This is a genomic window from Streptomyces filamentosus, from assembly GCF_014654895.1.
Lineage (GTDB): Bacteria > Actinomycetota > Actinomycetes > Streptomycetales > Streptomycetaceae > Streptomyces > Streptomyces filamentosus.
The window spans coordinates 364,188-390,288 of the sequence record NZ_BNBE01000003.1; the positions used below are offsets into that span (position 1 = coordinate 364,188).

Sequence of the window (26,101 nt, forward strand, 5' to 3'; positions counted from 1 at the left end):
GGCCTTGCAGGAACACGGACACCTGCCCCCGCTGGGATGTACGGGGGGTGTCACCCGAGCATTCTTGTTGGGATTGCCGGGCCCTGTCACTCGCCTGTGGACAACCGCGGGCGAATTGCCGAGGTTTGTCGTCTTACGCGGCGGTGGAAGTGGTGCTCCGACCCGTGCCGGACCCTTTCTCCACAGGATCGATCTCGCGCAGCAGCCCCGTCGCGACGTCGAAGACGAAGCCCCGGACGTCGTCCGTGTGCGGCAGGAACGGGGAGGTCCGGACCCGCTGCATCGACTGCCGTACGTCCTGGTCCACGTCCCGGAAGGCCTCGACCGCCCAGGCCGGCCGCTGGCCCACCTCGTCCTCCAGCTCGTGCCGGAAGTCCTCGGTGAGCGACTCCAGGCCGCACCCGGTGTGGTGCACGAGCATCACCGCGCGGGTGCCCAGCGCCCGCTGGCTGATGGTGAGCGAGCGGATCACGTCGTCGGTCACGACGCCGCCCGCGTTGCGGATGGTGTGGCAGTCGCCGAGTTCGAGGCCCAGGGCCGCGTGCAGGTCGAGGCGGGCGTCCATGCAGGCGACGACGGCGACGCGGAGCACCGGACGCGCGTCCATGCCCGGGTCGGTGAAGTCGGCGGCGTACCGCGCGTTCGCCTCGACGAGCCGCTCGGTGACCGAGGGACCGGCGGGTATCGCGCCGGGCGAGCCGGGGGAGGGATGTGCGGAGGTCGTCATGGCTTCGACGGTAGTGGGCACCACCCCCGCGAGGCCGCTGTGAGAAGAGGACAAAGAACCACGATGATCCTGTGTGTGAGCGAGCCCACAGCAGGTGCCGGATGCCGCCGATCGAGTGAACCGCCCCGAATGTCCGCACGCGCGTCCGGCGCCGCGCGACGCGCCAGCCGGTTGGTTGACCGGCCCGGCCTGTGGACTAGAGTGACGCGGAGTCCATGGAGACAATCGAGCGGTTTGAAGCGGTTTCTCCCCTGTGTGCGCGGCGGTACCCACGGCTCGCCTCCTCCCGCTCGCCGGCCGGCCGACGCGCCCCACCGGCGCCGGACGACCGCGTTCGACCCGAGAGCGGGCGGTGATCCGGCGGTACGTACCCCGTGTCCGTCCTGAGAGGGTGCGTTGAGCAACGACCGACACGTCCCGGTGATGCTCCAGCGGTGCCTGGACATGTTGGCCCCTGCCCTCCGGGACCCCGGGGCCGTCGTCGTCGACTGCACCCTGGGTCTCGGCGGCCACAGCGAGGCCCTGCTCCGCGCCTTCCCCGAGGCCCGGCTCGTCGCCCTCGACCGCGACAAGGAGGCCCTGCGCCTCTCCGGCGAGCGCCTCGCCCCCTACGGCGACCGCGCCACCCTCGTCCACGCGGTCTACGACGAGCTGCCCGAGGTCCTGGACCGGCTCGGCATCGACAAGGTCCAGGGCGTCCTCTTCGACCTCGGCGTCTCCTCCATGCAGCTCGACGAGGCCGACCGGGGCTTCGCCTACGCCCAGGACGCCCCGCTCGACATGCGCATGGACCAGACGACCGGCATGAGCGCCGCCGAGGTCCTCAACACCTACCCGGCCGGCGAACTCGTCCGCATCCTGCGCGCCTACGGCGAGGAGAAGCAGGCCAAGCGGATCGTCTCCGCCGTCGTCCGCGAGCGCGAGAAGGAGCCGTTCACCAACAGCGCCCGGCTCGTCGAACTCATCCGCGACGCCCTCCCGCAGGCCGCCAAGCGCACCGGCGGCAACCCGGCCAAGCGCACCTTCCAGGCCCTGCGCATCGAGGTCAACGGCGAACTGAGCGTCCTGGAGCGGGCGATCCCGGCCGCCGTGAAGGCCCTCGCCGTCGGCGGCCGCGTCGCCGTCCTCTCGTACCACTCCCTGGAGGACCGGCTCGTCAAGCAGGTCTTCGCGGCCGGCGCGGCCACCACCGCCCCGCCCGGCCTCCCCGTCGTCCCCGAGCAGTACCAGCCCCGCCTCAAGCTCCTCACCCGCGGCGCCGAACTCCCCACCGAGGAGGAGATCGCCGAGAACCGCCGGGCCGCCCCCGCCCGGCTCCGGGGCGCCGAGCGCATCCGGGAGGACGTGCTGTGAGCACGGCGAGGGGGCCGCTCAAGGGCCGGGCCGCGCGGCTCGGACGGCTGATGCCGTCCGGACCCAGCTCGGCCGCCCGCACCCCCTTCGTCCTGCTCGTCGTCCTCCTCCTCGGCGGCGGCCTCATCACCCTGCTGCTGCTGAACTCCGCCCTCAACCAGGGCTCCTTCGAGCTGCGCGAGCTCAAGGACCGCACCACCGAGCTCACCGACGAGGAACAGGCCCTCCAGCGGGACGTCGACGCCTACGCGGCCCCCGACGCCCTGGAGCGCCGCGCCCGCGAGCTCGGCATGGTCCCCGGCGGCAGCCCCGCCTTCCTCGGGCCCGACGGCAAGGTCCTCGGCGATCCCACCGTCGCCCCCTCCCCGGAGCCGACCCGGACGCCGTCCCGCGCCCCCTCCCGCACCGGCGCCCCGGACCCCGCCCGTACGCGGGAGGCCGGCGCCGCCCCGAAGCCCACCGCCACCGCCCCGACCGGAACCGCCCCGAACGCCCCGACGACCTCCGGCAGGTGACCGAGCAGTGCCCTCCCAGGAGCCCCCGCGCCGCCGCGTCCCCGGTCCTTCGCGCCCGGTCCGCCCCCGCCCCCCGTCCGCCGGGGACCCCCGCGCCCGAGGCCGCGCGCCCCGGCCCGCGCAGCGCCCCGCCGCCCGCCGCCCCGCGGCCCGTCCGGCCGCCCGCAAGCCCCGCACCATCACGCTCGGCCGCCCCCGGCCCCGGCTGCGCCTGATCTCCCTCGGCCTGACCCTCGTCATGCTGGTCTTCGTGGTCCGGCTGCTCCAGGTCCAGGCCGTCGACGCCAGCGCGTACGCGGCCAAGGCCGACAAGTACCGCTTCCAGGAGTACACGCTCTCCGCCGAGCGCGGCGAGATCACCGACCGCAACGGCATCGCCCTGGCCACCAGCGTCGACGCCTACGACATCACCGCCGACCCGAAGCTCTTCACGCCGGAGGAGTCCAAGCGCCGCGACGCGCCCGAGCAGGCCGCCGCCCTCCTCGCCCCGATCCTCGGCAAGGAGCCGGCGGAACTGGTGAAGAAGCTCCGCACCCCCAAGTCCCGCTACACCCTGCTCGCCCGCAAGCAGACCCCGCAGGTCTGGAACCAGATCAAGGACCTCAAGAAGGTCTACGCGGAGAAGTCCGCCGAGCCCGGCGGCACCGGGGTCAACCTCCTCGGCGGCGTCCTCAGCGAGCCCAGCACCAAGCGCGTCTACCCGAACGGCGAACTCGGCGCCGGGATACTGGGCTACGTCAACGCCGAGGGCCGCGGCGCCGGCGGCATCGAGTCCATGCTCGACCCCGAACTCGCCGGCCGGGACGGCAAGATCCGCTTCACCGCCTCCGGCGGCCGGCAGGTCCCCACCGCCGGATCCCAGGGCACCCCCGCCGTCCCCGGTTCCGACATCGAGCTCACCATCGACCGGGACATCCAGTGGGCCGCCCAGCGGGCCATCACCGACCAGGTCCGCAAGTCCAGGGCCGACCGCGGCTACGTCGTCGTCCAGGACACCCGCACCGGCGAGGTCCTGGCCATGGCCAACGCCCCCGGCTTCGACCCCAACGACCTCTCCGCCGCCAACGCCGCCGCCATGGGCAACGCGGCCCTCCAGGACGCCTACGAGCCCGGCTCCACGGCCAAGGTCATGTCCATGGCCGCCGTCCTGGAGGAGGGCAAGGCCACCCCCGACACCCACGTCACCGTCCCCAACCGGCTCCACCGCGGCGACCGGCTCTTCAAGGACGACGTCGACCACAAGACCTGGTACCTGACGCTCAACGGCGTCCTCGCCAAGTCCAGCAACATCGGCACCATCCTCGCCACCGGCCAGCTCGGCAAGGACCAGGCCGAGTCCAACCGCGTCCTCGACGGCTACCTCCGCCGCTTCGGCATCGGCAGCCCCACCGGCCTCGGCTTCCCCGGCGAGACCCCCGGCATCCTCGCCAAGCCCGAGGACTGGTCCACCTCGCAGCAGTACACGATCCCCTTCGGCCAGGGCCTCTCCGTCAACGCCCTCCAGGCCGCCTCCGTCTACTCGACCATCGCCAACGGAGGCGTACGGATCGAACCCACCCTCGTCCGCGGCACCAAGGGCCCCGACGGCCGCTTCACGCCCACCGGGAAGCCCGCCGAGAACCGGGTCGTCAGCGAGAAGACCGCCACCACCCTGGCCCGGATGCTGGAATCCGTCGTCGACGACCGCGAGGGCACCGGCACCAGGGCCGCCATCCCCGGCTACCGCGTCGCCGGCAAGACCGGCACCGCCAACCGGGTCGACCCCGAACTCGGCCGCTACAAGGGCTACACCGCCTCCTTCGCCGGCTTCGCCCCCGCCGACCAGCCCCGCGTCACCGTCTACTGCGCCATCCAGAACCCCACCAAGGGGAGCTACTTCGGCGGCCAGATCTGCGGCCCCATCTACAAGGAGGTCATGGAGTTCGCGCTCAAGACCCTCCACGTGGCCCCCACCGGCAGCGAGCCCGCCCGCCTGCCGGTCACCTTCGAACCCACCCCGTGACCCCCGGGAGCACCACCAGTGACGACGATCACCCCCCACTCCGGGAACCGGAAATCGAACTCCGGCGACGCCCCCCGCTCGTTTGGTCCCCCGCAGGGTGCGCCCGGTACGCTCACCGCCGTGCCACACGCTGATCAGTCCCGAACCACCCCGCCCCGCCCGGAGCGGGCCCGCCCGACACCCCTGGGCGAGCTCGCGGCACGGCTGGGCGCCGAGATCCCCGACGCCGCACAGGACGTCCCGGTCTCGGGCATCACCCACGACTCCCGGGCGGTACGCCCCGGGGACGTGTACGCGGGCCTCGCCGGCGCCCGCCTGCACGGCGCCGACTTCGCCGCCCAGGCCGCCGGCCTCGGCGCCGTCGCGGTCCTCACCGACCCGGCGGGCGCCGAGCGCGCCGCCGCCACCGGCCTGCCGGTCCTCGTCGCCCCGGACCCGCGCGGCCGGATGGGCGAACTCGCCGCCGAGATCTACGGCCGTCCCGGCGAGGACCTCCTCCAGATCGGCATCACCGGCACCTCCGGCAAGACCACCACCGCCTACCTCGTCGAGGGCGGACTGCGCGGCGCCGGGAAGCACACCGGACTCGTCGGCACCGTCGAGATGCGCATCGGCGACGAGCGCATCAAGTCGGAGCGCACCACCCCCGAGGCCACCGACCTCCAGGCCCTCTTCGCCGTCATGCGCGAGCGGGGCGTCGAGGCCGTCGCCATGGAGGTCTCCAGCCACGCCCTCGTGCTCGGCCGGGTCGACGGCTGCGTCTTCGACGTCGCCGTCTTCAACAACCTCAGCCCGGAGCACATGGAGTTCCACTCCGACATGGAGGACTACTTCCGGGCCAAGGCGGCGCTCTTCACCCCCGAGCGCAGCCGGCTCGGCGTGGTCAACGCCGACGACGAGTACGGCCGCAGGCTCGCGAAGGAGGCCGGGGTCCCGGTCGTCACCTTCTCCGCCGAGGGCCGCGCCGACGCCGACTGGCGGGCCGAGGACGTCGTCCTGGGCGCCGCCGGCTCCACCTTCACGGCCGTCGGCCCCGAGGGCCTGCGGATCCCCGCCACGGCCCCGCTGCCCGGCCCCTTCAACGTCGCCAACACCCTCGCCGCGATCGCCACCCTCGCGACCGCCGGGCTCGACCCGCGCACCGCCGCCGAGGGCGTCGCCGCCGTGCCCGGCGTCCCCGGCCGCCTGGAGCGCGTCGACGCCGGCCAGCCGTACCTCGCCGTCGTCGACTACGCGCACAAGACCGACGCCGTCGAGTCGGTGCTGCGCTCGCTGCGCGAGGTCACCGAGGGCCGGCTGCACGTGGTCATCGGCTGCGGCGGCGACCGGGACACCACCAAGCGCGGCCCGATGGGCGCCGCCGCGGCCCGGCTCGCCGACACCGCCGTGCTGACCTCCGACAACCCCCGCTCCGAGGACCCGCTCGCGATCCTCACCGCGATGCTCGCGGGCGCCGCGGAGGTGCCCGCGGACGACCGCGGCGACGTCCTGGTCGAACCCGACCGGGCCGCCGCCATCGCCGCGGCCGTCGCCCGCGCCCGGCCCGGCGACACCGTCCTGGTCGCCGGCAAGGGCCACGAGCAGGGCCAGGAGGCCGCCGGGAAGGTGCGTCCCTTCGACGACCGCCTGGTCCTCCGCGAAGCGATCGAAGCAGTGCACGCAGCAGGGACCGCGGCGGCGCACGACGCAGCGGTCGGACACCGTCACCAGAACAGTCAGGGATGAAGCAGTGATCGCCCTCTCCCTCGCCGAGATCGCCGAAATCGTCGGCGGGCAGGCGCACGACATACCGGATCCGGACGTCCGGATCACCGGGCCCGTCGTCATCGACTCCCGCGAGGTGAAGCCCGGCAGCCTCTTCGCCGCCTTCGCCGGCGAGCGCGTCGACGGCCACGACTACGCGGAGCGCGCCGTCGCGGCGGGCGCGGCGGCGGTGCTCGCCGTCCGCCCCCTCGGCGTCCCCGCGATCGTCGTGGACGACGTGCAGGGCGCCCTCGGCGCCCTCGCCCGCGCGGTGGTCGAGCGGCTCGGCACCGACGTCGTCGCCCTCACCGGGTCGGCCGGCAAGACCTCCACCAAGGACCTGATCGCCCAGGTCCTCGACAGCCACGCGCCCACCGTCTGGACGCCCGGCTCCCTCAACAACGAGATCGGCCTGCCGCTCACCGCGCTGAAGGCCACCGGGGAGACCCGGCACCTCGTCCTGGAGATGGGCGCCCGCGGCATCGGCCACATCCGCTACCTGACCGGGCTCACCCCGCCCCGGATCGGGCTCGTCCTCAACGTGGGCAGCGCCCACATCGGCGAGTTCGGCGGACGCGAGCAGATCGCCGTGGCCAAGGGCGAGCTGGTCGAGTCGCTGCCGTCCGCCGAGGACGGCGGAGTGGCGGTCCTCAACGCCGACGACCCGCTCGTGCGCGCCATGGAGAGCCGGACCAAGGCCCGGGTGATCCTCTTCGGCGAAGCGGACGAAGCGGCCGTACGTGCCGAGAACGTCCGCCTCACCGACTCCGGCCGGCCCGCTTTCACGCTTCACACACCCACCGGGTGCAGCGACGTGACCTTGCGCCTGTACGGTGAGCACCACGTGTCGAACGCGCTCGCAGCGGCCGCCGTCGCGCACGAGCTGGGCATGCCTGTCGAGGAGATCGCCACCGCGCTCTCCGAGGCCGGCTCCCTTTCGCGCTGGCGCATGGAGGTCACCGAGCGTCCGGACGGCGTGACGATCGTCAACGACGCCTACAACGCGAACCCCGAGTCCATGCGAGCCGCCCTGCGCGCGCTCGCGGCCATGGGCCGGGCCGGACAGGCCCGGGGGGCCCGCACGTGGGCGGTGCTCGGCAAGATGGCCGAGCTCGGTGACGCGTCGCTGGCCGAGCACGACGCGGTCGGACGGCTCGCCGTCCGGCTCAACGTCAGCAAGCTCGTCGCGGTCGGGGACAGGGAAGCGTCCTGGCTGCAACTGGGCGCCTATAACGAGGGTTCGTGGGGTGAGGAGTCGGTGCACGTGTCCGACGCGCAGGCGGCGATCGACCTGTTGCGCAGGGAGCTGCGCCCGGGGGACGTGGTCCTGGTGAAGGCGTCCCGTTCGGTCGGTCTCGAGCAGGTCGCCCTGGCGCTGCTCGACGCTGAGGGCGAGGTGTCGGGCCGATGAGGCAGATCCTCTTCGCGGGGGCCATCGGCCTCTTCCTCACCCTGATCGGCACCCCGCTGCTCATCAAGCTGCTCGCCCGCAAGGGATACGGGCAGTTCATCCGTGACGACGGCCCGCGCGGCCACGCCGGGAAGAAGGGCACGCCCACCATGGGCGGCATCTCCTTCATCCTGGCCACGCTCATCGCGTACGCGCTGGCCAAGGTCATCACCGGCGAGGACCCGACGTACTCGGGCGTCCTGGTGCTGTTCCTGATGGCGGGCATGGGCCTGGTCGGCTTCCTCGACGACTACATCAAGATCGTCAAGCAGCGCTCGCTGGGCCTGCGGGCCAAGGCGAAGATGGCCGGCCAGCTCATCGTCGGCATCGCCTTCGCGATCCTCTCGCTCCAGTTCGCGGACGTGCGCGGCCAGACCCCCGCCTCCGACAGGCTCTCGTTCATCACGGACTTCGGCTGGTCCATCGGCCCGGTGCTCTTCGTGGTCTGGGCGCTCTTCATGATCCTGGCCATGTCCAACGGCGTGAACCTGACGGACGGCCTGGACGGTCTGGCGACCGGCGCCTCCGTGATGGTCTTCGGCGCCTACACCTTCATCGGGCTGTGGCAGTTCCAGGAGTCCTGCGCCAACGCGCTGACCCTCACCAACCCGAACGCCTGCTTCGAGGTCCGCGACCCGCTGGACCTCGCGGTCGTGGCCTCCGCGCTCATGGGAGCCTGCTTCGGCTTCCTGTGGTGGAACACCTCGCCCGCCAAGATCTTCATGGGCGACACCGGCTCCCTCGCGCTCGGCGGCGCGCTGGCCGGCCTCGCCATCTGCTCCCGTACGGAGCTGCTGCTCGCGCTGCTCGGCGGCCTGTTCGTGCTGATCACCATGTCCGTGGTCATCCAGGTCGGCTCGTTCAAGATGACCGGCAAGCGCGTCTTCCGGATGGCCCCCCTCCAGCACCACTTCGAACTCAAGGGGTGGTCCGAGGTCCTGGTCGTCGTCCGGTTCTGGATCATCCAGGGCATGTGCGTCATCGTGGGCCTGGGCCTCTTCTACGCGGGATGGGCAGCCGACAAGTGAGCGAAGAGCTGGACTGGCGGGGCAAGCACGTCACGGTCGCGGGTCTCGGCGTGTCCGGGATCCCGGCCGCCCGGGCGCTGGCCGCCCGCGGCGCCGTGGTGACCGTCGTCAACGACGGGGACGACGAGCGCTCCCGGGCGCAGGCCGCCGAGCTGGAGGCGGAGGGCGTCGCCGTCCGCCTCGGCGACGGGGCGACCCTGCCGGCCGGCACCGAGCTGGTCGTCACCGCCCCCGGCTGGCAGCCGGACAAGCCGCTCTTCGCGGCCGCCGCCGAGGCGGGCGTGGAGATCTGGGGCGACGTCGAGCTGGCCTGGCGCCTGCGGGGCCCGGACGCGGCCCCCTGGCTGGCGGTCACCGGCACCAACGGCAAGACCACCACGACCCGGATGCTCGTCTCCATCCTGGAGGCGGCCGGGCTGCGGACCGCCGCCGTCGGCAACATCGGCGTCTCGCTCCTCGACGCCGTCCTCGGCGACGAGGAGTACGACGTGCTCGCCGTGGAGCTGTCCAGCTACCAGCTGCACTGGGCGCCCTCCGTGCGCGCTCACTCGGCCGCCGTGCTCAACCTGGCGCCCGACCACCTCGACTGGCACGGCTCCATGGAGGCGTACGCCGCCGACAAGGGCCGGATCTACGAGGGCAACCGGGTCGCCTGCGTGTACAACGTCGCCGACCCGGCCACCGAGGACCTGGTCCGCGAGGCCGACGTCGAGGAGGGCTGCCGGGCGATCGGCTTCACCCTCGGCACCCCCGGCCCCTCCCAGCTCGGCGTCGTCGAGGGCATCCTCGTCGACCGGGCCTTCGTCGAGAACCGGCAGAAGAACGCCCAGGAGCTGGCCGAGGTCGCCGACGTGCGCCCGCCGGCCCCGCACAACATCGCCAACGCGCTCGCCGCGGCCGCCCTCGCCCGCGCCTTCGGCGTCGACGCGAAGGCCGTACGGGACGGACTGCGGGCCTTCCGGCCCGACCCGCACCGGATCGAGGAGGTCGCGGAGGTCGGGGGCGTGACGTACGTCGACGACTCCAAGGCCACCAACACCCACGCCGCCGAAGCCTCGTTGGCCGCCTACGACCCGATCGTCTGGATCGCCGGCGGCCTCGCCAAGGGCGCCACCTTCGACGAGCTGGTGGAACGGTCCGCGAAGCGGCTGCGCGGGGTCGTCCTGATCGGCGCGGACCGCGCGCTGATCCGGGAAGCCCTGGCGCGACACGCCCCGGAGGTCCCGGTGGTGGACCTCGACCGGACCGACACTGGGGCGATGTCCGAGGCGGTCCGCGAGGCGGCCCGGCTCGCCCGTCCGGGGGACACCGTCCTCCTGGCCCCGGCCTGCGCCTCCATGGACATGTTCACCAACTACAACAAGCGGGGCGAGGCGTTCGCGGACGCGGTCCGCGCCCTCGCCGCCACCGGCGACGCCTGACCCGACCACTGCGAGGGTCCGGCCGTACCGGGCCTGACCGGAGGGGGCAGCGACCATGCCGAGCAAGATTGCCGGGACACGCCGGCCCTCCGCCCGACCGGGCGGAGGGCGGGCCCCCGCGCCCCCGAGGGGGGCGCGCGGCGGCGTGCGCGGGTTCTACACGCGGGCGAAGCGGGCCTGGGACCGGCCGCTCACGGCGTACTACGTGATCATCGGCGCGGGGCTGCTCATCACCACGCTCGGCCTGGTGATGGTCTACTCGGCCTCGATGATCACCGCGCTCCGCTACGAGCTGGTGCCGTCCTACTTCTTCCGCAAGCAGTTCTTCGCCGCCCTCCTGGGCACCGGACTGCTGCTCGTCGCCTCCCGGATGCCGGTGAAGCTGCACCGGGCGCTCGCCTACCCGATCCTGGTCGGCGCGGTCTTCCTCATGGTGCTCGTCCAGATCCCGGGGATAGGGCACTCCGTCGGCGGCAACCAGAACTGGATCTCGCTGGGCGGCCCCTTCATGCTCCAGCCCAGCGAGTTCGGCAAGCTGGGGCTGATCCTGTGGGGCGCCGACCTGCTCGCCCGCAAGCAGGACATGAAACTCCTCACGCAGTGGAAGCACATGCTGGTGCCGCTGGTCCCGGGCGCTTTCATGCTGCTGGGGCTGATCATGCTCGGCGGCGACATGGGCACCGCGATCATCCTCACCGCGATCCTCTTCGGCCTGCTGTGGACGGCCGGCGCGCCCACCCGGCTCTTCGTCGGCGTGCTCGCGGTGGCCACCGCGATCGGCGTGCTGCTCATCAAGACCAGCCCCCACCGGATGGACCGCTTCCAGTGCATCGGCGCCACCGACCCGGGCGGCGAGGGGGCCCCCTGCCTCCAGGCCGCGCACGGTATCTATGCTCTGGCGTCGGGCGGATGGTTCGGTTCCGGACTCGGTGCGAGTGTGGAAAAATGGGGCCAACTGCCCGAAGCGCACACCGACTTCATCTTCGCGGTCACCGGTGAGGAGCTGGGCCTCGCGGGGACGCTGTCGGTGCTCGCCCTGTTCGCGGCTCTAGGCTATGCGGGTATCCGCGTGGCCGGAGGCACGGAGAACCCCTTCGTGAGATTCGCCGCGGGAGGCGTGACCACCTGGATCACGGCCCAGGCCGTGATCAACATCGGTGCGGTGCTCGGTCTGCTGCCGATCGCCGGAGTGCCCCTCCCGCTGTTCTCGTACGGGGGGTCGGCCCTGCTGCCGACCATGTTCGCCGTCGGACTGCTGATCGCCTTCGCGCGACAGGAGCCCGCCGCGAAAGCGGCCCTGGCCATGCGCCGCCCCGGCTGGGGCAAGCGGGCCGGGGTGAGATGGAAGTCGATGCGACGGCGCGTCAAGAAGCGCCCGTCCGGAGAGCGGTGAATTTCGGTGCATGTCGTACTCGCCGGCGGGGGGACCGCCGGTCACATCGAGCCGGCGCTCGCCCTCGCGGACGCCCTGCGCAGGCAGGACCCGAGCGTGGGCATCACGGCGCTGGGCACGGAGAAGGGCCTGGAGACCCGGCTCGTGCCCGAGCGGGGCTACGAGCTGGCGCTCATCCCGGCCGTACCGCTGCCCCGCAAGCCCACCCCCGAGCTGATCACCGTCCCCGGACGCCTGCGCGGCACCATCAAGGCCGCCGAGCAGATCCTGGAGCGCACCAGGGCGGACGTCGTGGTCGGCTTCGGCGGTTACGTGGCGCTCCCCGGCTATCTGGCGGCCAAGCGCCTCGGCGTGCCGATCGTGGTCCACGAGGCCAATGCCCGGCCCGGCCTGGCCAACAAGATCGGCTCCCGCTACGCGGCCGCCGTCGGCGTCTCCACGCCGGACTCCAAGCTGCGGAACGCCCGTTACATCGGCATCCCGCTGCGCCACACCATCGCCACCCTGGACCGGGCCCGGGTCCGCCCCGAGGCGCGCGCCGCCTTCGGGCTCGACCCCAACCTGCCCACGCTCCTCGTCTCCGGCGGCTCCCAGGGCGCCCGCCGGCTCAACGAGGTCGTCCAGCAGGCCGCCCCGGTGCTCCAGCGCTCCGGCATCCAGATCCTGCACGCGGTCGGCCCGAAGAACGAGGTGCCGCGCGTCGACAACATGCCCGGAATGCCGCCGTACGTGCCGGTACCGTACGTGGACCGGATGGATCTCGCGTACGCCGCGGCCGACATGATGCTCTGCCGCGCCGGCGCCATGACCGTCGCCGAGCTCTCGGCCGTCGGACTGCCCGCCGCCTACGTCCCGCTGCCCATCGGCAACGGCGAACAGCGGCTCAACGCGCAGCCGGTGGTCAAGGCCGGCGGCGGCCTCCTCGTCGACGACGCGGAGCTGTCGCCGCAGTGGGTGCAGGCCAACGTCCTGCCCGTACTGGCCGATCCGCACCGGCTGTACGAGATGTCCCGCGCCGCCTCCGAGTTCGGCCGCCGGGACGCCGACGAGCTGCTCGTCGGCATGGTGTACGAGGCGATCGCCGCCCGCCGGCAGGCGTAGCGGGGACCGAGGGAAGAGGCGCGCGTGGCAGCCGGACCGACGACCGCGGAGAAGAGCGGCACCGGGAAACCCCAGGGGCCGTCGGACCGGCGGCCCCGGCCGGAGGGCCGGGGCGGGCTCCTGCGGTCCACCGGACTGCGCCTCGCCCTGATCGCCGCCGGCGTGCTCCTGCTCGCCGGCGGCACGGTCTGGGCCCTCTACGGCTCCACCTGGTTCCGTGTGGAACGTGTGAAGACTTCGGGCACGGAGGTGCTCACCCCGGCCCAGGTCGAGGCCGTCGCCGCCGTCCCGGTCGGCGCCCCGCTCGTCACCGTCGACATCGAGGCGATCGAGGCACGACTGCGGGAGGAACTGCCCCGTATCGACTCGGTCGACGTGTTCCGTTCCTGGCCGCACGGAATCGGTCTGAAAGTGACCGAACGGAAACCCGTGCTCCTTCTGGAAAAACGCGGCTCCTTCACCGAAGTCGACGCGACGGCGGTCCCGTTCGCGACCGTCACCACTCCGCCCCGCGGCGTCCCCCGCCTCGTCCTCGACGCGGCGGCTTCGCCCAGCCTGCGCCGCTTCGACGCGGACCGGCTGCTGGCCGAGGCGGTGCGCGTACGGGGTGAACTCCCGGACGCGATCGCGAAGGACACTCGTGTCGTCCGGCTCTCGTCGTACGACTCCGTCACTCTGGAACTGACCCGGGATCGCACCGTCTTCTGGGGCAGTGCCGAACACGGGCCCGTCAAGGCCCGGGTGCTCACCGCCCTCATGAAGGCGACCCCCAAAGCGGGACACTTCGATGTAAGTGCCCCCAGTGCGCCCGCCTCGTCGGGGAGTTGACGCGCATTCGCGCCCGTCAGCACCCTGGTTGGCCAGCGCTACGGGTGATCACATAGGGTGAAAAGAAAAACGGGAGGTTCGGCGTGTTCGTTGAACGCGCGCCACTTGTCGACTTAGTGTCCTGTTCGGAAGAGTCCAGGGAACAGAGACACTGGTAACCCTAAACTTCAACGTTAGGGTTGGGGTCGGCGTCCGGACCACCCCATCGGCATCCGTCGTCGCCGCGCCCCAACCACAGCGCAGCGACGGCATGTAACTCGAGGCGAGAGGCCTTCGACGTGGCAGCACCGCAGAACTACCTCGCAGTCATCAAGGTCATCGGTGTCGGCGGCGGTGGTGTCAATGCCATCAACCGAATGATCGAGGTCGGCCTCAAGGGCGTCGAGTTCATCGCCATCAACACCGACGCACAGGCGCTGTTGATGAGCGACGCCGACGTCAAGCTCGACGTCGGCCGTGAACTCACCCGCGGTCTCGGCGCGGGGGCCAACCCCGCCGTCGGCCGCAAGGCGGCAGAGGACCACCGCGAGGAGATCGAGGAGGTCCTCAAGGGGGCCGACATGGTCTTCGTGACCGCCGGCGAGGGCGGCGGCACCGGCACCGGCGGCGCGCCCGTCGTCGCCAACATCGCGCGCTCGCTCGGCGCCCTGACGATCGGCGTGGTCACCCGCCCGTTCACCTTCGAGGGCCGCCGTCGCGCCAACCAGGCGGAGGACGGCATCGCCGAGCTCCGCGAAGAGGTCGACACCCTCATCGTCATCCCGAACGACCGCCTGCTGTCCATCTCGGACCGCCAGGTCTCGGTCCTCGACGCCTTCAAGTCGGCCGACCAGGTCCTGCTCAGCGGCGTCCAGGGCATCACCGACCTCATCACCACCCCCGGCCTCATCAACCTCGACTTCGCCGACGTCAAGTCGGTCATGTCCGAGGCCGGCTCCGCCCTCATGGGCATCGGCTCCGCCCGCGGCGACGACCGCGCGGTGGCCGCCGCCGAGATGGCGATCTCCTCGCCGCTCCTGGAGGCGTCCATCGACGGCGCCCGCGGTGTGCTGCTCTCCATCTCCGGCGGCAGCGACCTCGGTCTCTTCGAGATCAACGAGGCCGCCCAGCTGGTCAGCGAGGCCGCCCACCCGGAGGCCAACATCATCTTCGGCGCCGTCATCGACGACGCCCTCGGCGACGAGGTCCGGGTCACCGTCATCGCGGCCGGCTTCGACGGCGGCCAGCCGCCGGCCCGCCGGGACAACATCATCGGGTCGGTCTCGGCCAAGCGCGAGGAGCCGGCCCCGGCCCCCCGCGTGGAGACCTCCCGCCCGCTCGGCGGCCTCGGCACCGTGACGCCCCGCGAGGAGCCCGCCCCCGCCCCGGCCGAGCCGGCCCCGCCGGTCCACGAGACCCCGCTGCCGCCCGTCCCGCCGGTGGTCCCGCCGGCCCGTCCGTACGCGGACAGCCCCGCCGAGGAGCTGGACGTGCCGGACTTCCTGAAGTGATAGGGCACCGCTTCGCCACGAACGGCGCGCACTTCGCCTTCACCGACCGGTGGGGCGGGGTGAGCGCCGTTCCGTACGAGGAGCTCAACCTCGGCGGCGCCGTCGGCGACGACCCGGAGGCCGTACGGACCAACCGGGCCCGCGCCGCCGCCGCCCTCGGCCTCGACCCCGCCCTGGTCGTCTGGATGAACCAGGTCCACGGCGCCGGCGTCGCCGTGGTCGACGGCCCCTGGGACGGCGGGGCGGTCCCCGCCGTCGACGCGGTCGTCACCACCCGCCGCGGCCTCGCCCTCGCCGTCCTCACCGCGGACTGCGTCCCCGTCCTCCTCGCCGACCCGGTCGCCGGGGTCGCCGCCGCCGCCCACGCCGGGCGGCCCGGCATGACCGCCGGGGTCGTCCCCGCCGCCGTCGCGGCGATGGCGGAACGGGGCGCCGAACCCGGCCGGATCACCGCCCGCATCGGCCCCGCCGTCTGCGGGCGGTGTTACGAGGTCCCCGAGGCGATGCGCGCCGAGGTCGCCGCCGTCGAACCGGCCGCCCGCGCCGAGACCTCGTGGGGCACGCCCGCCGTCGACGTCGCCGCCGGTGTCCGCGCCCAGCTGGCCCGGCTCGGGGTGACCGACGTCGAGGACACCGGGGTCTGCACCCTGGAGTCCGGCGACCACTACTCGTACCGACGCGACCGCACCACCGGGCGACTCGCGGGATATGTCTGGTTGGACAGGGAAGACGCATGACGGACCGTACGGCCGAACTCGCCGGGAACCTCGCGCGGGTGGAGGAGCGGATCGCGGCCGCCTGCGCCGCCGCCGGACGCCCCCGCGAGGAGGTGACCCTGATCGTGGTCACCAAGACCTACCCCGCCAGTGACGTGCGGATCCTGCACGGACTCGGGGTGCGGCACGTGGCGGAGAACCGCGACCAGGACGCCGCCCCGAAGGCCGCCGCCTGCGCCGACCTCGATCTCACCTGGCACTTCGTCGGTCAGTTGCAGACCAACAAGGTCAGATCCGTGGTGGGTTATGCCGATGTGGTGCAGTCCGTCGACCGGATCAAGCTCGTCTCCTCCCTCTCCGCGGCCGCGGAGAGGGCCGGCCGCGAACTCGGCTGTCTGATCCAGGTCGCCCTCGACGCCGAGGCCGGCGGGCGCGGCGACCGCGGCGGGGTCGCGCCGGACGGGGTGGAGGAGTTGGCCGCCGCGCTCGACGCGGCACCGGGACTGCGGCTCGGCGGGCTGATGACCGTCGCCCCGCTCGTCGGCGAGTACGCCGGCCGGCAACGCGCCGCCTTCGACCGGCTGATGGATTTGTCGACTGCCCTGCGCGCGACCCGTCCGGCTGCGAACATGGTGTCAGCGGGGATGAGTGCGGACCTCGAGGACGCCATCGCTGCCGGGGCGACACATGTACGCGTCGGTACGGCGGTGCTCGGCGTCCGCCCGAAGCTCGGGTAACGTCGCGAAGCAGGTCGGACCACAGCAGAAAATATGGTCATTCCGCGGACGGCGGGGTGACCCCGTGGATCGCTGGCACTTGGTGACGAGGCCGATCCACCACAGAGCGGAGGAATCGGAGCATGGCCGGCGCGATGCGCAAGATGGCGGTCTACCTCGGTCTCGTGGAGGACGATGGGTACGACGGCCGGGGCTTCGACCCCGACGACGACTTCGAACCCGAGCTGGAGCCGGAGCCCGAGAGGGAGCGGCGTCACACCCCGCCCCGCCAGATCGAGCGCGAGGAACCCGTGCGCGTGGTGGCCCCTCCGGCCCCCCGGGAACCGGTCGCCCACTCTGCCCCGGTACTCGCCGAAAGCGGACGTCCGGCCCGAATTGCCCCCGTGGCATCCATCACACCCGAACGCCCGAGCCTGGAGAAGAACGCACCGGTGATCATGCCCAAGGTCGTGTCCGAGCGGGAGCCCTACCGCATCACCACGCTCCACCCCCGGACCTACAACGAGGCCCGTACCATCGGGGAACACTTCCGTGAGGGCACCCCGGTGATCATGAACCTCACGGAGATGGACGACACGGACGCGAAGCGACTTGTCGACTTTGCCGCCGGACTCGTCTTCGGGCTCCATGGCAGCATTGAGCGCGTGACGCAGAAGGTGTTCCTGTTGTCGCCTGCTAACGTCGATGTCACGGCGGAGGACAAGGCCCGTATCGCAGAGGGCGGATTCTTCAACCAGAGCTGAGAACCGAGACCGGACGGACCGGCCGCGAGGGCGGCCGGAGCAAGCTGAGAAAACGAGAGCCAGGGGAGAGGGAACCGCGGGATGGGCGTCGCACTACAGGTGGTCTACATCGCGCTGATGTGCTTCCTCGTCTTCCTGATCTTCCGGCTGGTCATGGACTACGTCTTCCAGTTCGCCCGTTCGTGGCAGCCCGGCAAGGCGATGGTGGTCGTTCTGGAGGCCACCTACACTGTCACCGATCCACCGCTCAAGCTTCTGCGGCGGCTCATCCCGCCGCTGCGTCTCGGGGGCGTGGCACTCGACCTGTCCTTCTTCGTTCTGATGATCATCGTCTACATCCTCATCAACGTCGTGAACTCCATCGCGAGGTGAGGATGGACGATACGGTCCTGCCGACTGCCGACGACTACGTAGAGGTGAAGAAGAGATGCCGCTGACCCCCGAGGACGTGCGGAACAAGCAGTTCACGACCGTCCGCCTGCGAGAAGGCTATGACGAGGACGAGGTCGATGCCTTTCTCGACGAGGTCGAGGCCGAGCTGACCCGCCTGCTCCGCGAGAACGAGGACCTGCGCGCCAAGCTGGCCGCCGCGACCCGTGCGGCCGCGCAGAACCAGCAGCAGGCCATGCGCAAGCCCCCGGAGCCGCAGGACAACCGTCCCGTCGGTCCCGGCGCTCCCGTGCCCGCCGCCATATCCGGTCCGCCGGTCCAGCAGCAGCCGCCGCAGATGGGCCCGCCGCAGCTGCCTTCCGGTGCTCCTCAGCTTCCCGCCGGCCCCATGCAGGGCGGACCCATGGGTCCGGGCCCGATGCAGGGCGGCCCGATGGGTCCCGGCCCGATGCAGGGCGGCCCCATGGGCCACCCGCAGCAGCAGCAGATGCAGCCGCAGCCTCCGCAGCAGCCCGGTGGCGACAGCGCCGCGCGCGTCCTCTCGCTGGCCCAGCAGACCGCCGACCAGGCGATCGCCGAGGCCCGCTCCGAGGCCAACAAGATCGTCGGCGAGGCGCGCTCGCGCGCCGAGGGCCTGGAGCGGGACGCCCGCGCCAAGGCGGACGCGCTGGAGCGGGACGCGCAGGAGAAGCACCGCGTCGCGATGGGCTCCCTGGAGTCCGCTCGCGCCACGCTGGAGCGCAAGGTCGAGGACCTGCGCGGCTTCGAGCGCGAGTACCGGACCCGTCTGAAGTCCTACCTGGAGTCCCAGCTGCGTCAGCTGGAGACCCAGGCGGACGACTCGCTGGCCCCGCCGCGGACCCCGGCGACGGCCTCGCTGCCGCCGGCCCCGTCCATGGCGTCCGCCGGTGCCGGTGCGCCGTCCTACGGCGGCAACGGCCCGATGGGCGGCGGTCCGTCCATGGGCGGTGCCCCGTCCTACGGCGGCCAGCAGCAGATGTCCCCGGCGATGACCCAGCCGATGGCTCCGGTCCGCCCGCAGGCGCCGCAGCCGATGCAGCAGGCGCCGGCGCCGATGCGGGGCTTCCTGATCGACGAGGACGACAACTGAGGCGGCGCCTGAGCGTGCGCTGAGCACGTAGCCGTCGGCAGCCGAAGGGCCGGGCCCTGGGACCACCCCAGGAACCCGGCCCTTCGCCGTACCCCCGCGCGCTCGCCCCGCCGCCCCTGCACGGACTGCGCCACCCCGGGCCTGCGCGGCCCGTCCCCCCGGGCCTGCGCGGCCTGTGCCCCGCCCCCCTTGGGCCCGCGCGGCCCGTGCCCCCGCAGGTCGTCCCTGCGCGGGCTGCGCCCGCTGTCCCGGTGCGGGGGCTGTCGCCGTCGTCCCTGTGGGCAGGTGTCCCGCAGGGCGGGACGGGTGGGCACAGGGACGGCGCCCGTAGCCGGGCCGAGGCGTTCCGGGCCTGGACCCGCACCCGGTGCGCGGCGCACTTGGGGTGCGGGTCCGGGACCGGAAGCGGAGGCACCCGCGAAGGGTGCCGTTCCGTCGTGCCCACCCGTTCCGCCCCAGCGGAACGATTGCCCACAACGGAACGGCGGCGGCACCGTCCACAACGGAACGGCGGCGGAGGTGTGGCTCGGGGGTGTCGGGTCCGGGGACGGGGAAGGGCCCCGCGCCTGCTGGTGCGGGGCCCTTCTGGGAGGGGGTTACGCCTTGTGGAGGTGGAAGGTGAGGGCGAGGGGGGCGTCTTCGAAGGCGGGGCCGTACGCGTCGGTGGGGGCGCCTTCGGCGTAGTCCGTCGCCAGGACCTCGTCGGCGATGAGGCCCGCGTGGGCCTGGAGCGCCTCCGTCGTCTCGGGGGACGTGGAGGTCCAGCGCAGCGCGATGCGGTCCGCGACGTCGAGGCCGCTGTTCTTGCGGGCCTCCTGGATGAGGCGGATCGCGTCACGGGCGAGGCCCGCACGGCGCAGCTCGGGCGTGATCTCCAGGTCGAGCGCGACCGTCGCGCCGGAGTCGGAGGCGACCGACCAGCCCTCGCGGGGGGTCTCCGTGATGATGATCTCCTCGGGGGTGACGGTGATGGTCTCGCCGTTCACCTCCAGGCCCGCCTCGCCGTCCCGCAGCGCCAGCGCCAGCGCCGCCGCGTCGGCCGCGGCGACGGCCTTGGCGACGTCCTGGACGCCCTTGCCGAACCGCTTGCCGAGGGCGCGGAAGTTCGCCTTGGCGGTGGTGTCGACCAGCGAGCCGCCGACCTCGGAGAGGGAGGCCAGGGAGGAGACGTTCAGCTCCTCCGTGATCTGGGCCTGGAGCTCCGGGGAGAGCGCGGCGAAGCCGTTGGCCGCGACCAGCGCGCGGGAGAGCGGCTGACGGGTCTTCACGCCGGACTCGGCGCGGGTCGCGCGGCCGAGCTCGACGAGGCGGCGGACGAGGGCCATCTGCTCGGAGAGGGTGCCGTCGATCAGCGCCGCGTCGGCCTCCGGCCAGGTGGCGAGGTGGACCGACTCGGGGGCGTCCGGGGTGACCGGGACGACCAGGTCCTGCCAGACCCGCTCGGTGATGAAGGGGGTGAGCGGGGCCATCAGGCGGGTGACCGTCTCGACGACCTCGTGCAGGGTCCGCAGAGCCCCCTTGTCGCCCTGCCAGAAGCGGCGGCGGGAGCGGCGCACGTACCAGTTGGAGAGGTCGTCGACGAAGGCGGACAGGAGCTTGCCGGTGCGCTGGGTGTCGTACGCCTCCATCGCCTCGGTGGCCTCGGCGACGAGCGTGTTCAGCTCGGAGAGCAGCCACCTGTCGAGGACGGAGCGGTCGGCCGGGGCCGGGTCGGCGGCGGACGGCGCCCAGCCGGACGTACGGGCGTACAGGGCCTGGAAGGCCACCGTGTTCCAGTACGTGAGGAGGGTCTTGCGGACGACCTCCTGGATGGTGCCGTGGCCGACGCGGCGGGCGGCCCAGGGGGAGCCGCCGGCGGCCATGAACCAGCGGACGGCGTCGGCGCCGTGCTGGTCCATCAGGGGGATGGGCTGGAGGATGTTGCCGAGGTGCTTGGACATCTTGCGGCCGTCTTCGGCGAGGATGTGGCCGAGGCAGACCACGTTCTCGTACGAGGACCGGTCGAAGACGAGCGTGCCGACGGCCATCAGCGTGTAGAACCAGCCGCGCGTCTGGTCGATGGCCTCGGAGATGAACTGCGCCGGGTAGCGGGACTCGAACAGTTCCTTGTTCTGGTACGGGTAGCCGTACTGCGCGAACGGCATGGAGCCGGAGTCGTACCAGGCGTCGATGACCTCGGGGACGCGGACGGCTTCGAGGGAGCAGCCCTCGGCCGGGCACGTGAAGGTGACGTCGTCGATGTACGGGCGGTGCGGGTCGAGGGCCGACTGGTCGGTGCCGGTCAGCTCGGTCAGCTCGGCGCGGGAGCCGACGCAGGTGAGGTGGCCCTCCTCGCAGCGCCAGATGGGCAGCGGGGTGCCCCAGTAGCGGTTGCGGGACAGCGCCCAGTCGATGTTGTTGTTCAGCCAGTCGCCGAAGCGGCCGTGCTTGACCGAGTCCGGGAACCAGTTGGTCTTCTCGTTCTCTTCGAGGAGACGGTCCTTGACGGCGGTCGTGCGGATGTACCAGGACGGCTGCGCGTAGTAGAGCAGGGCCGTGTGGCAGCGCCAGCAGTGCGGGTAGCTGTGCTCGTACGGGACGTGCCGGTAGAGCAGGCCGCGGGCGTCGAGGTCGGCGGTGAGCGCCTCGTCGGCCTTCTTGAAGAAGACGCCGCCGACGAGCGGCAGGTCCTCCTCGAAGGTGCCGTCGGGGAGGACCGGGTTCACGACCGGCAGGCCGTAGGCGCGGCAGACCTTGAGGTCGTCCTCGCCGAAGGCGGGGGACTGGTGGACGAGGCCGGTGCCGTCCTCGGTGGTGACGTACTCGGCGTTGACGACGTAGTGCGCCTCGGCGGGGAAGTCGACGAGCTCGAAGGGGCGCTGGTAGGTCCAGCGCTCCATCTCGGCGCCGGTGAAGGACTCGCCGGTGGTGACCCAGCCCTCGCCGAGGGCCTTGTCGAGCAGCGGCTCGGCGACGACGAGGCGCTCGTCGCCGTCGGTGGCGACGACGTAGGTGACCTCGGGGTGGGCGGCGACGGCCGTGTTGGACACCAGGGTCCAGGGGGTCGTGGTCCAGACGAGGAGGGCGGCCTTGCCGGCGAGCGGGCCGGAGGTCAGCGGGAAGCGGACGAAGACGGAGGGGTCGACGACCGTCTCGTAGCCCTGCGCGAGCTCGTGGTCGGAGAGGCCGGTGCCGCAGCGGGGGCACCAGGGGGCGACGCGGTGGTCCTGGACGAGCAGGCCCTTGTCGAAGATCTGCTTGAGCGACCACCAGACCGACTCGATGTACGAGGGGTCCATGGTGCGGTAGGCGTCGTCGAGGTCGACCCAGTAGCCCATGCGGGTCGTGAGCTCGGCGAAGGCGTCGGTGTGGCGGGTCACCGACTCGCGGCACTTCGCGTTGAACTCCGCGATGCCGTACTCCTCGATGTCCTTCTTGCCGGAGAAGCCGAGCTCCTTCTCGACGGCGAGCTCGACCGGGAGGCCGTGGCAGTCCCAGCCGGCCTTGCGGGCCACGTGGTAGCCGCGCATGGTGCGGAAGCGGGGGAAGACGTCCTTGAAGACGCGGGCCTCGATGTGGTGGGCACCGGGCATGCCGTTGGCGGTCGGCGGGCCCTCGTAGAAGACCCACTCGGGGCGGCCCTCGGACTGCTCCAGGGTCTTGGCGAAGACCTTGTTCTCCTGCCAGAAGTCGAGCACGGCGTGCTCGAGCGCGGACAGGTCGACCTGGGCGGGCACCTGGCGGTACTGCGGCGTGGTCATGCGGCGGACTCTCCTCCGGACGGACATTTCCTGCTTCCGTCGGAGGGACGAGAGCCGTGCTCCCGCGGTACCACCCTCCTTGGCCCCGGACGGGCACGTCCGAAGCCCCCTCATTGGGGTCGCGACACCGGGTCTAGTGACCGCGCTTCGTGGTGCGTGTCCACGCGGCTTTCTTCCGGCAGCTCCGGGGTGATGCTTCGCATCGGGCTCGCCCCCGGGCTCTCACCGTCCCCGGGTCGCTCATGGCTCGCGTACGACGCTACTGGTCCCCATCGACGCCTCTCGCTGAGCCCAGTGTACGGGGCGCGGGGGCGCCGGGCCGACCGGATTCCGGTGACCCGAATGGGCACACGGGCCGGTGCGGAGTTCCCTGGGGCCATGTGGGGGAGGGGCCGGACGGATAACCCGGCGGGGAGTTGGGCACTACGTTCCAGGGGCACGTGCCGGGGGCCGCGGGGAGGGCGGCGGGGGCGGCGTGCCCCGTTGCCGCGGGCTCCGGGCCGATTTATCGTCCCAGCACGATTCGCGAGCAAGATCACAAAATGTGAAGGGGCCGCGACATGGTGGCGAAGAAGACCGCCGCGAAGAAGTCCCCGGCCGCCGCCGGGGCCACCGGATCCGCCGGTCCGTCCGGCGTGTCCGGGGAGTCCGCGCCGGCGGCCCCGGCCCCCGCGTCCGACGACGCGCCGAAGAAGACGGCCGCGAAGAAGACGGCCGCGAAGAAGACGGCCGCGAAGAAGACGGCCGCGAAGAAGACGGCCGCCAGGAAGACCGCGGCCGAGAAGGCTCCGGCCGGAAAGACCGCCGCGAAGAGGACCCCGGCCGGGAAGGCGGCGTCCGGGAAGCACGAAGAGAAGACCGAAGAGAAGGCCGCGGCCCGGAAGGCCGCCGCGAAGAAGCAGACGGGAGCCAGGACGGTGGCAGCGAAGAAGACCGCGGGGGGCGTCACGACCGCCGAGGACGAGGCGGCGGTGCCCTCCGCGCGCGCCGGCGGGCTCGCGGTGCGGCCCGGCGAGGACCCCTGGACGCCGGACGAGGTCGCCGAGGCCCGCAGCGTGCTCCAGGCCGAGGTGCTGCGGCTGCGCAGCGAGTTGGTCCACTCCCAGGAGGAGCTGACCGGGCTGATGCGGGACTCCGGCGACGGCGCGGGCGACGACCAGGCCGACACCGGCACCAAGAACATCACCCGCGAGCACGAGCTGGCCCTGGCGGCGAACGCGCGGGAGATGCTGGAGCAGACCGAGCACGCCCTGGAGCGGCTCGACGCGGGCACGTACGGCCTCTGCGAGGTCTGCGGCAGGCCCATCGGCAAGGCCAGGATGCAGGCCTTCCCGCGCGCGACCCTGTGCGTGGAGGACAAGCAGAAGCAGGAACGGCGCGGCTGACCGTCCTGACGTGCGCGGACCGGCGGCACGGGCTGCCGGTCTCGTACGTCTGTGCCGTACCCTCGGTGCACGGTCAGGCATCGAGGTACGAGGGACTCACTCACGTGGCAGAGGCGGAGAGCGTCATCGGTACGCCGGATTCAGCACCGAACGAGGCGGAGGCCGAGGAGGGCCCGAGGGGCAGGCGGCGGATCGTCGCGCTCTTCGTGGTGGCCGTCCTCGCCTACCTGATCGACCTCGGCAGCAAGATCGTCGTGGTGGAGAAGCTGGAGGGCCGCGAGCCGATCAAGGTGATCGGCGACCTGCTCCGCTTCGAGGCGATCCGCAACCCGGGCGCGGCCTTCGGCATGGGCGAGGCGTTCACGATCGTCTTCACCTGCATCGCCGCGGCCGTCATCGTGGTGATCATCCGGCTGGCCCGCAAGCTCTACAGCCTGCCCTGGGCGATCGCGCTGGGCCTGCTGCTCGGCGGTGCGCTGGGCAACCTCACCGACCGGCTGTTCCGCTCGCCGGGCGCCTTCGAGGGCGCGGTCGTCGACTTCATCGCCCCCGCGCACTTCGCCGTCTTCAACCTCGCCGACTCGGCGATCGTCTGCGGCGGCATCCTGATCGTCATCCTGTCCTTCCGGGGCCTGGACCCGGACGGGACCGTCCACAAGGACTGACCCCGGCCCGTGCGGAGGACACGCCGTCCTCCGCACAAGGCATACTCGACGGGTGAGCACGAGTCCCGAGATCCGCACCCTGCCCGTTCCCGATGGCCTGGAGGGCGAGCGCGTCGACGCCGCCATCGCCCGTATGTTCGGGTTTTCCCGTACGAAGGCGGCCGAGCTCGCCGCCGCGGGGAAGGTCCAGGTCGACGGCTCCGTCGTCGGCAAGTCCGAGCGGGTCAGCGGCGGCGCGTGGCTGGAGGTCGAGATGCCCGGCGCGCCCGCGCCCGTGCAGATCGTCGCCGAGCCCGTCGAGGGCATGGAGATCGTCCACGACGACGACGACATCGTCGTGATCATGAAGCCGGTCGGGGTGGCGGCCCACCCCAGCCCCGGCTGGACCGGCACCACCGTGATCGGCGGCCTCGCCGCCGCCGGCTACCGGATCTCCACCTCCGGCGCCGCCGAGCGCCAGGGCATCGTGCACCGCCTCGACGTCGGCACCTCCGGCCTGATGGTGGTCGCCAAGTCCGAGTACGCGTACACCTCGCTCAAGCGCCAGTTCAAGGAGCGCGTGGTCGACAAGCGCTACCACGCGCTGGTCCAGGGCCACCCGGACCCGCTGAGCGGCACCATCGACGCGCCGATCGGCCGGCACCCGAACCACGACTACAAGTGGGCCGTGACCGCCGACGGCAAGCCGTCCGTCACCCACTACGACCTGATCGAGGCGTACCGGGCGGCCTCGCTGCTCGACATCAAGCTGGAGACCGGCCGCACCCACCAGATCCGGGTGCACATGTCGGCCCACCGCCACCCCTGCGTCGGCGACGTCACCTACGGCGCCGACCCCACCATGGCCAAGCGGCTCGGGCTGACCCGCCAGTGGCTGCACGCGGTCCGGCTCGGCTTCGAGCACCCCGGCGACGGGCAGTGGGTCGAGTTCTCCTCCACCTACCCCGCCGACCTGCGGACCGCCCTCGACCGCATCGAGGCGGAGAGCCGGTGACCTCCGGGTACGCGGTCCGCGAGGCCGCCGGCGAGGAGGACCGGGAGCGGTGCTTCGCGGTCCGCCGCGAGGTCTTCGTCGAGGAGCAGGGCGTCCCGCGCGAGCTGGAGTACGACACGTACGACGCCACCGCCGTGCACGTCCTCGCGGTCCGGGAGGACGGGCTGCCGCTGGGCACCGGCCGGCTCCTGCACGGCGCCGACGCCACCGGCAGGACCGGAGCGGACGCCTCCGTCGGCTCGCTCGGCCGGCTCGCGGTGTCCCGGGCGGCGCGCGGCCTCGGGGTCGGCGCGGCCCTGGTGCGGGCCATCGAGGACGCGGCCCGCGGGCGCGGGCTCGCCGCCGTCGACCTGCACGCCCAGACGCACGCGCTCGGCTTCTACGAGCGGCTGGGGTACGTGGCGTACGGCGGGGAGTTCCCCGACGCGGGGATCCCGCACCGGGCGATGCGCAAGGCGCTCTGAGGAACCCCTCGGCGGCCTTCGGGCGGCCCTCCCGTAGCACGGCGGACATCTGCGCCGACAAGGGGGGCAATCATCGCCAAAACGGACGTACGTGACAGGGTGGGC

The 26,101-nt window shown here is 72.4% G+C and carries 22 protein-coding genes; 20 read left to right on the forward strand and 2 right to left on the reverse strand.

The window, feature by feature from the left end:
- Positions 1–133: 133 nt before the first annotated feature.
- Positions 134–727: a beta-class carbonic anhydrase gene (locus tag IE326_RS29095; protein ID WP_229915727.1), complete on the reverse strand. Its 594-nt coding sequence runs from the start codon at positions 725–727 to the stop codon at positions 134–136.
- A 396-nt stretch (positions 728–1,123) separates the two neighbouring features.
- Here IE326_RS29095 and rsmH point away from each other — a divergent pair, with 396 nt between their 5' ends.
- From rsmH to IE326_RS29175, 16 genes are all read left to right on the forward strand, one after another.
- Positions 1,124–2,080, forward strand: coding sequence for a 16S rRNA (cytosine(1402)-N(4))-methyltransferase RsmH (gene rsmH / locus IE326_RS29100; RefSeq protein WP_150227740.1), 957 nt, complete (start codon positions 1,124–1,126; stop codon positions 2,078–2,080).
- The gene (gene ftsL, locus IE326_RS29105; RefSeq protein ID WP_229915728.1) at positions 2,077–2,595 is read left to right on the forward strand and encodes a cell division protein FtsL; all 519 of its coding nucleotides are present in this window, start codon (positions 2,077–2,079) and stop codon (positions 2,593–2,595) included. The genes rsmH and ftsL overlap by 4 nt, the downstream gene beginning before the upstream one ends.
- A 7-nt stretch (positions 2,596–2,602) precedes the next feature.
- Entirely contained in the window at positions 2,603–4,597 is a 1,995-nt protein-coding gene (locus tag IE326_RS29110) for a peptidoglycan D,D-transpeptidase FtsI family protein (RefSeq protein WP_150227739.1), read from the forward strand.
- A gap of 18 nt (positions 4,598–4,615) precedes the next feature.
- Entirely contained in the window at positions 4,616–6,322 is a 1,707-nt protein-coding gene (locus tag IE326_RS29115) for a UDP-N-acetylmuramoyl-L-alanyl-D-glutamate--2,6-diaminopimelate ligase (protein ID WP_190043756.1), read from the forward strand.
- A 4-nt stretch (positions 6,323–6,326) separates the two neighbouring features.
- Entirely contained in the window at positions 6,327–7,751 is a 1,425-nt protein-coding gene (locus IE326_RS29120; RefSeq protein WP_190043757.1) for a UDP-N-acetylmuramoyl-tripeptide--D-alanyl-D-alanine ligase, read from the forward strand.
- The gene (gene mraY / locus IE326_RS29125; protein WP_150227736.1) at positions 7,748–8,818 is read left to right on the forward strand and encodes a phospho-N-acetylmuramoyl-pentapeptide-transferase; all 1,071 of its coding nucleotides are present in this window, start codon (positions 7,748–7,750) and stop codon (positions 8,816–8,818) included. Before IE326_RS29120 ends, mraY begins: the two co-directional genes overlap by 4 nt.
- A complete protein-coding gene (gene murD, locus IE326_RS29130) occupies positions 8,800–10,239 on the forward strand; it encodes a UDP-N-acetylmuramoyl-L-alanine--D-glutamate ligase (protein WP_150227735.1) in 1,440 nt (479 codons plus the stop codon). The genes mraY and murD overlap by 19 nt, the downstream gene beginning before the upstream one ends.
- Positions 10,240–10,294: 55 nt before the next feature.
- Complete coding sequence (ftsW, locus tag IE326_RS29135; protein ID WP_150227734.1) at positions 10,295–11,632, forward strand: putative lipid II flippase FtsW; 1,338 nt, start codon at positions 10,295–10,297, stop codon at positions 11,630–11,632.
- A 6-nt stretch (positions 11,633–11,638) separates the two neighbouring features.
- The gene (gene murG / locus IE326_RS29140; RefSeq protein WP_030748406.1) at positions 11,639–12,733 is read left to right on the forward strand and encodes an undecaprenyldiphospho-muramoylpentapeptide beta-N-acetylglucosaminyltransferase; all 1,095 of its coding nucleotides are present in this window, start codon (positions 11,639–11,641) and stop codon (positions 12,731–12,733) included.
- A gap of 24 nt (positions 12,734–12,757) precedes the next feature.
- Entirely contained in the window at positions 12,758–13,561 is an 804-nt protein-coding gene (locus IE326_RS29145) for a cell division protein FtsQ/DivIB (protein ID WP_150227733.1), read from the forward strand.
- A 278-nt stretch (positions 13,562–13,839) separates the two neighbouring features.
- Positions 13,840–15,051, forward strand: a complete 1,212-nt coding sequence (ftsZ, locus tag IE326_RS29150; protein WP_150227732.1) for a cell division protein FtsZ — start codon at positions 13,840–13,842, stop codon at positions 15,049–15,051.
- A complete protein-coding gene (gene pgeF / locus IE326_RS29155) occupies positions 15,048–15,788 on the forward strand; it encodes a peptidoglycan editing factor PgeF (RefSeq protein ID WP_190043758.1) in 741 nt (246 codons plus the stop codon). Before ftsZ ends, pgeF begins: the two co-directional genes overlap by 4 nt.
- Complete coding sequence (locus IE326_RS29160; protein ID WP_150227730.1) at positions 15,785–16,504, forward strand: YggS family pyridoxal phosphate-dependent enzyme; 720 nt, start codon at positions 15,785–15,787, stop codon at positions 16,502–16,504. Before pgeF ends, IE326_RS29160 begins: the two co-directional genes overlap by 4 nt.
- Positions 16,505–16,626: 122 nt before the next feature.
- A complete protein-coding gene (locus IE326_RS29165) occupies positions 16,627–17,247 on the forward strand; it encodes a cell division protein SepF (RefSeq protein ID WP_030748389.1) in 621 nt (206 codons plus the stop codon).
- Between the two features lie 81 nt (positions 17,248–17,328).
- Positions 17,329–17,619, forward strand: a complete 291-nt coding sequence (locus IE326_RS29170) for a YggT family protein (RefSeq protein WP_150227729.1) — start codon at positions 17,329–17,331, stop codon at positions 17,617–17,619.
- A 55-nt stretch (positions 17,620–17,674) separates the two neighbouring features.
- Positions 17,675–18,748, forward strand: coding sequence for a DivIVA domain-containing protein (locus IE326_RS29175; RefSeq protein ID WP_150227728.1), 1,074 nt, complete (start codon positions 17,675–17,677; stop codon positions 18,746–18,748).
- A gap of 596 nt (positions 18,749–19,344) precedes the next feature.
- Here IE326_RS29175 and ileS read toward each other — a convergent pair.
- Entirely contained in the window at positions 19,345–22,488 is a 3,144-nt protein-coding gene (gene ileS, locus IE326_RS29180) for an isoleucine--tRNA ligase (RefSeq protein ID WP_190043759.1), read from the reverse strand.
- Positions 22,489–23,048: 560 nt separating this feature from the next.
- On the opposite strand from ileS, the gene IE326_RS29185 reads away from it, so the two are divergent.
- From IE326_RS29185 to IE326_RS29200, 4 genes are all read left to right on the forward strand, one after another.
- Positions 23,049–23,873, forward strand: a complete 825-nt coding sequence (locus tag IE326_RS29185; protein ID WP_190043760.1) for a TraR/DksA family transcriptional regulator — start codon at positions 23,049–23,051, stop codon at positions 23,871–23,873.
- Between the two features lie 104 nt (positions 23,874–23,977).
- Positions 23,978–24,538 carry a signal peptidase II gene (lspA, locus tag IE326_RS29190; protein WP_190043761.1) on the forward strand — a complete coding sequence of 187 codons (561 nt, stop codon included), beginning with the start codon at positions 23,978–23,980 and terminating at the stop codon, positions 24,536–24,538.
- 52 nt (positions 24,539–24,590) lie between these two features.
- The gene (locus IE326_RS29195; RefSeq protein WP_150227724.1) at positions 24,591–25,532 is read left to right on the forward strand and encodes an RluA family pseudouridine synthase; all 942 of its coding nucleotides are present in this window, start codon (positions 24,591–24,593) and stop codon (positions 25,530–25,532) included.
- A complete protein-coding gene (locus IE326_RS29200; protein WP_150227723.1) occupies positions 25,529–25,996 on the forward strand; it encodes a GNAT family N-acetyltransferase in 468 nt (155 codons plus the stop codon). The genes IE326_RS29195 and IE326_RS29200 overlap by 4 nt, the downstream gene beginning before the upstream one ends.
- Positions 25,997–26,101 lie beyond the last annotated feature (105 nt).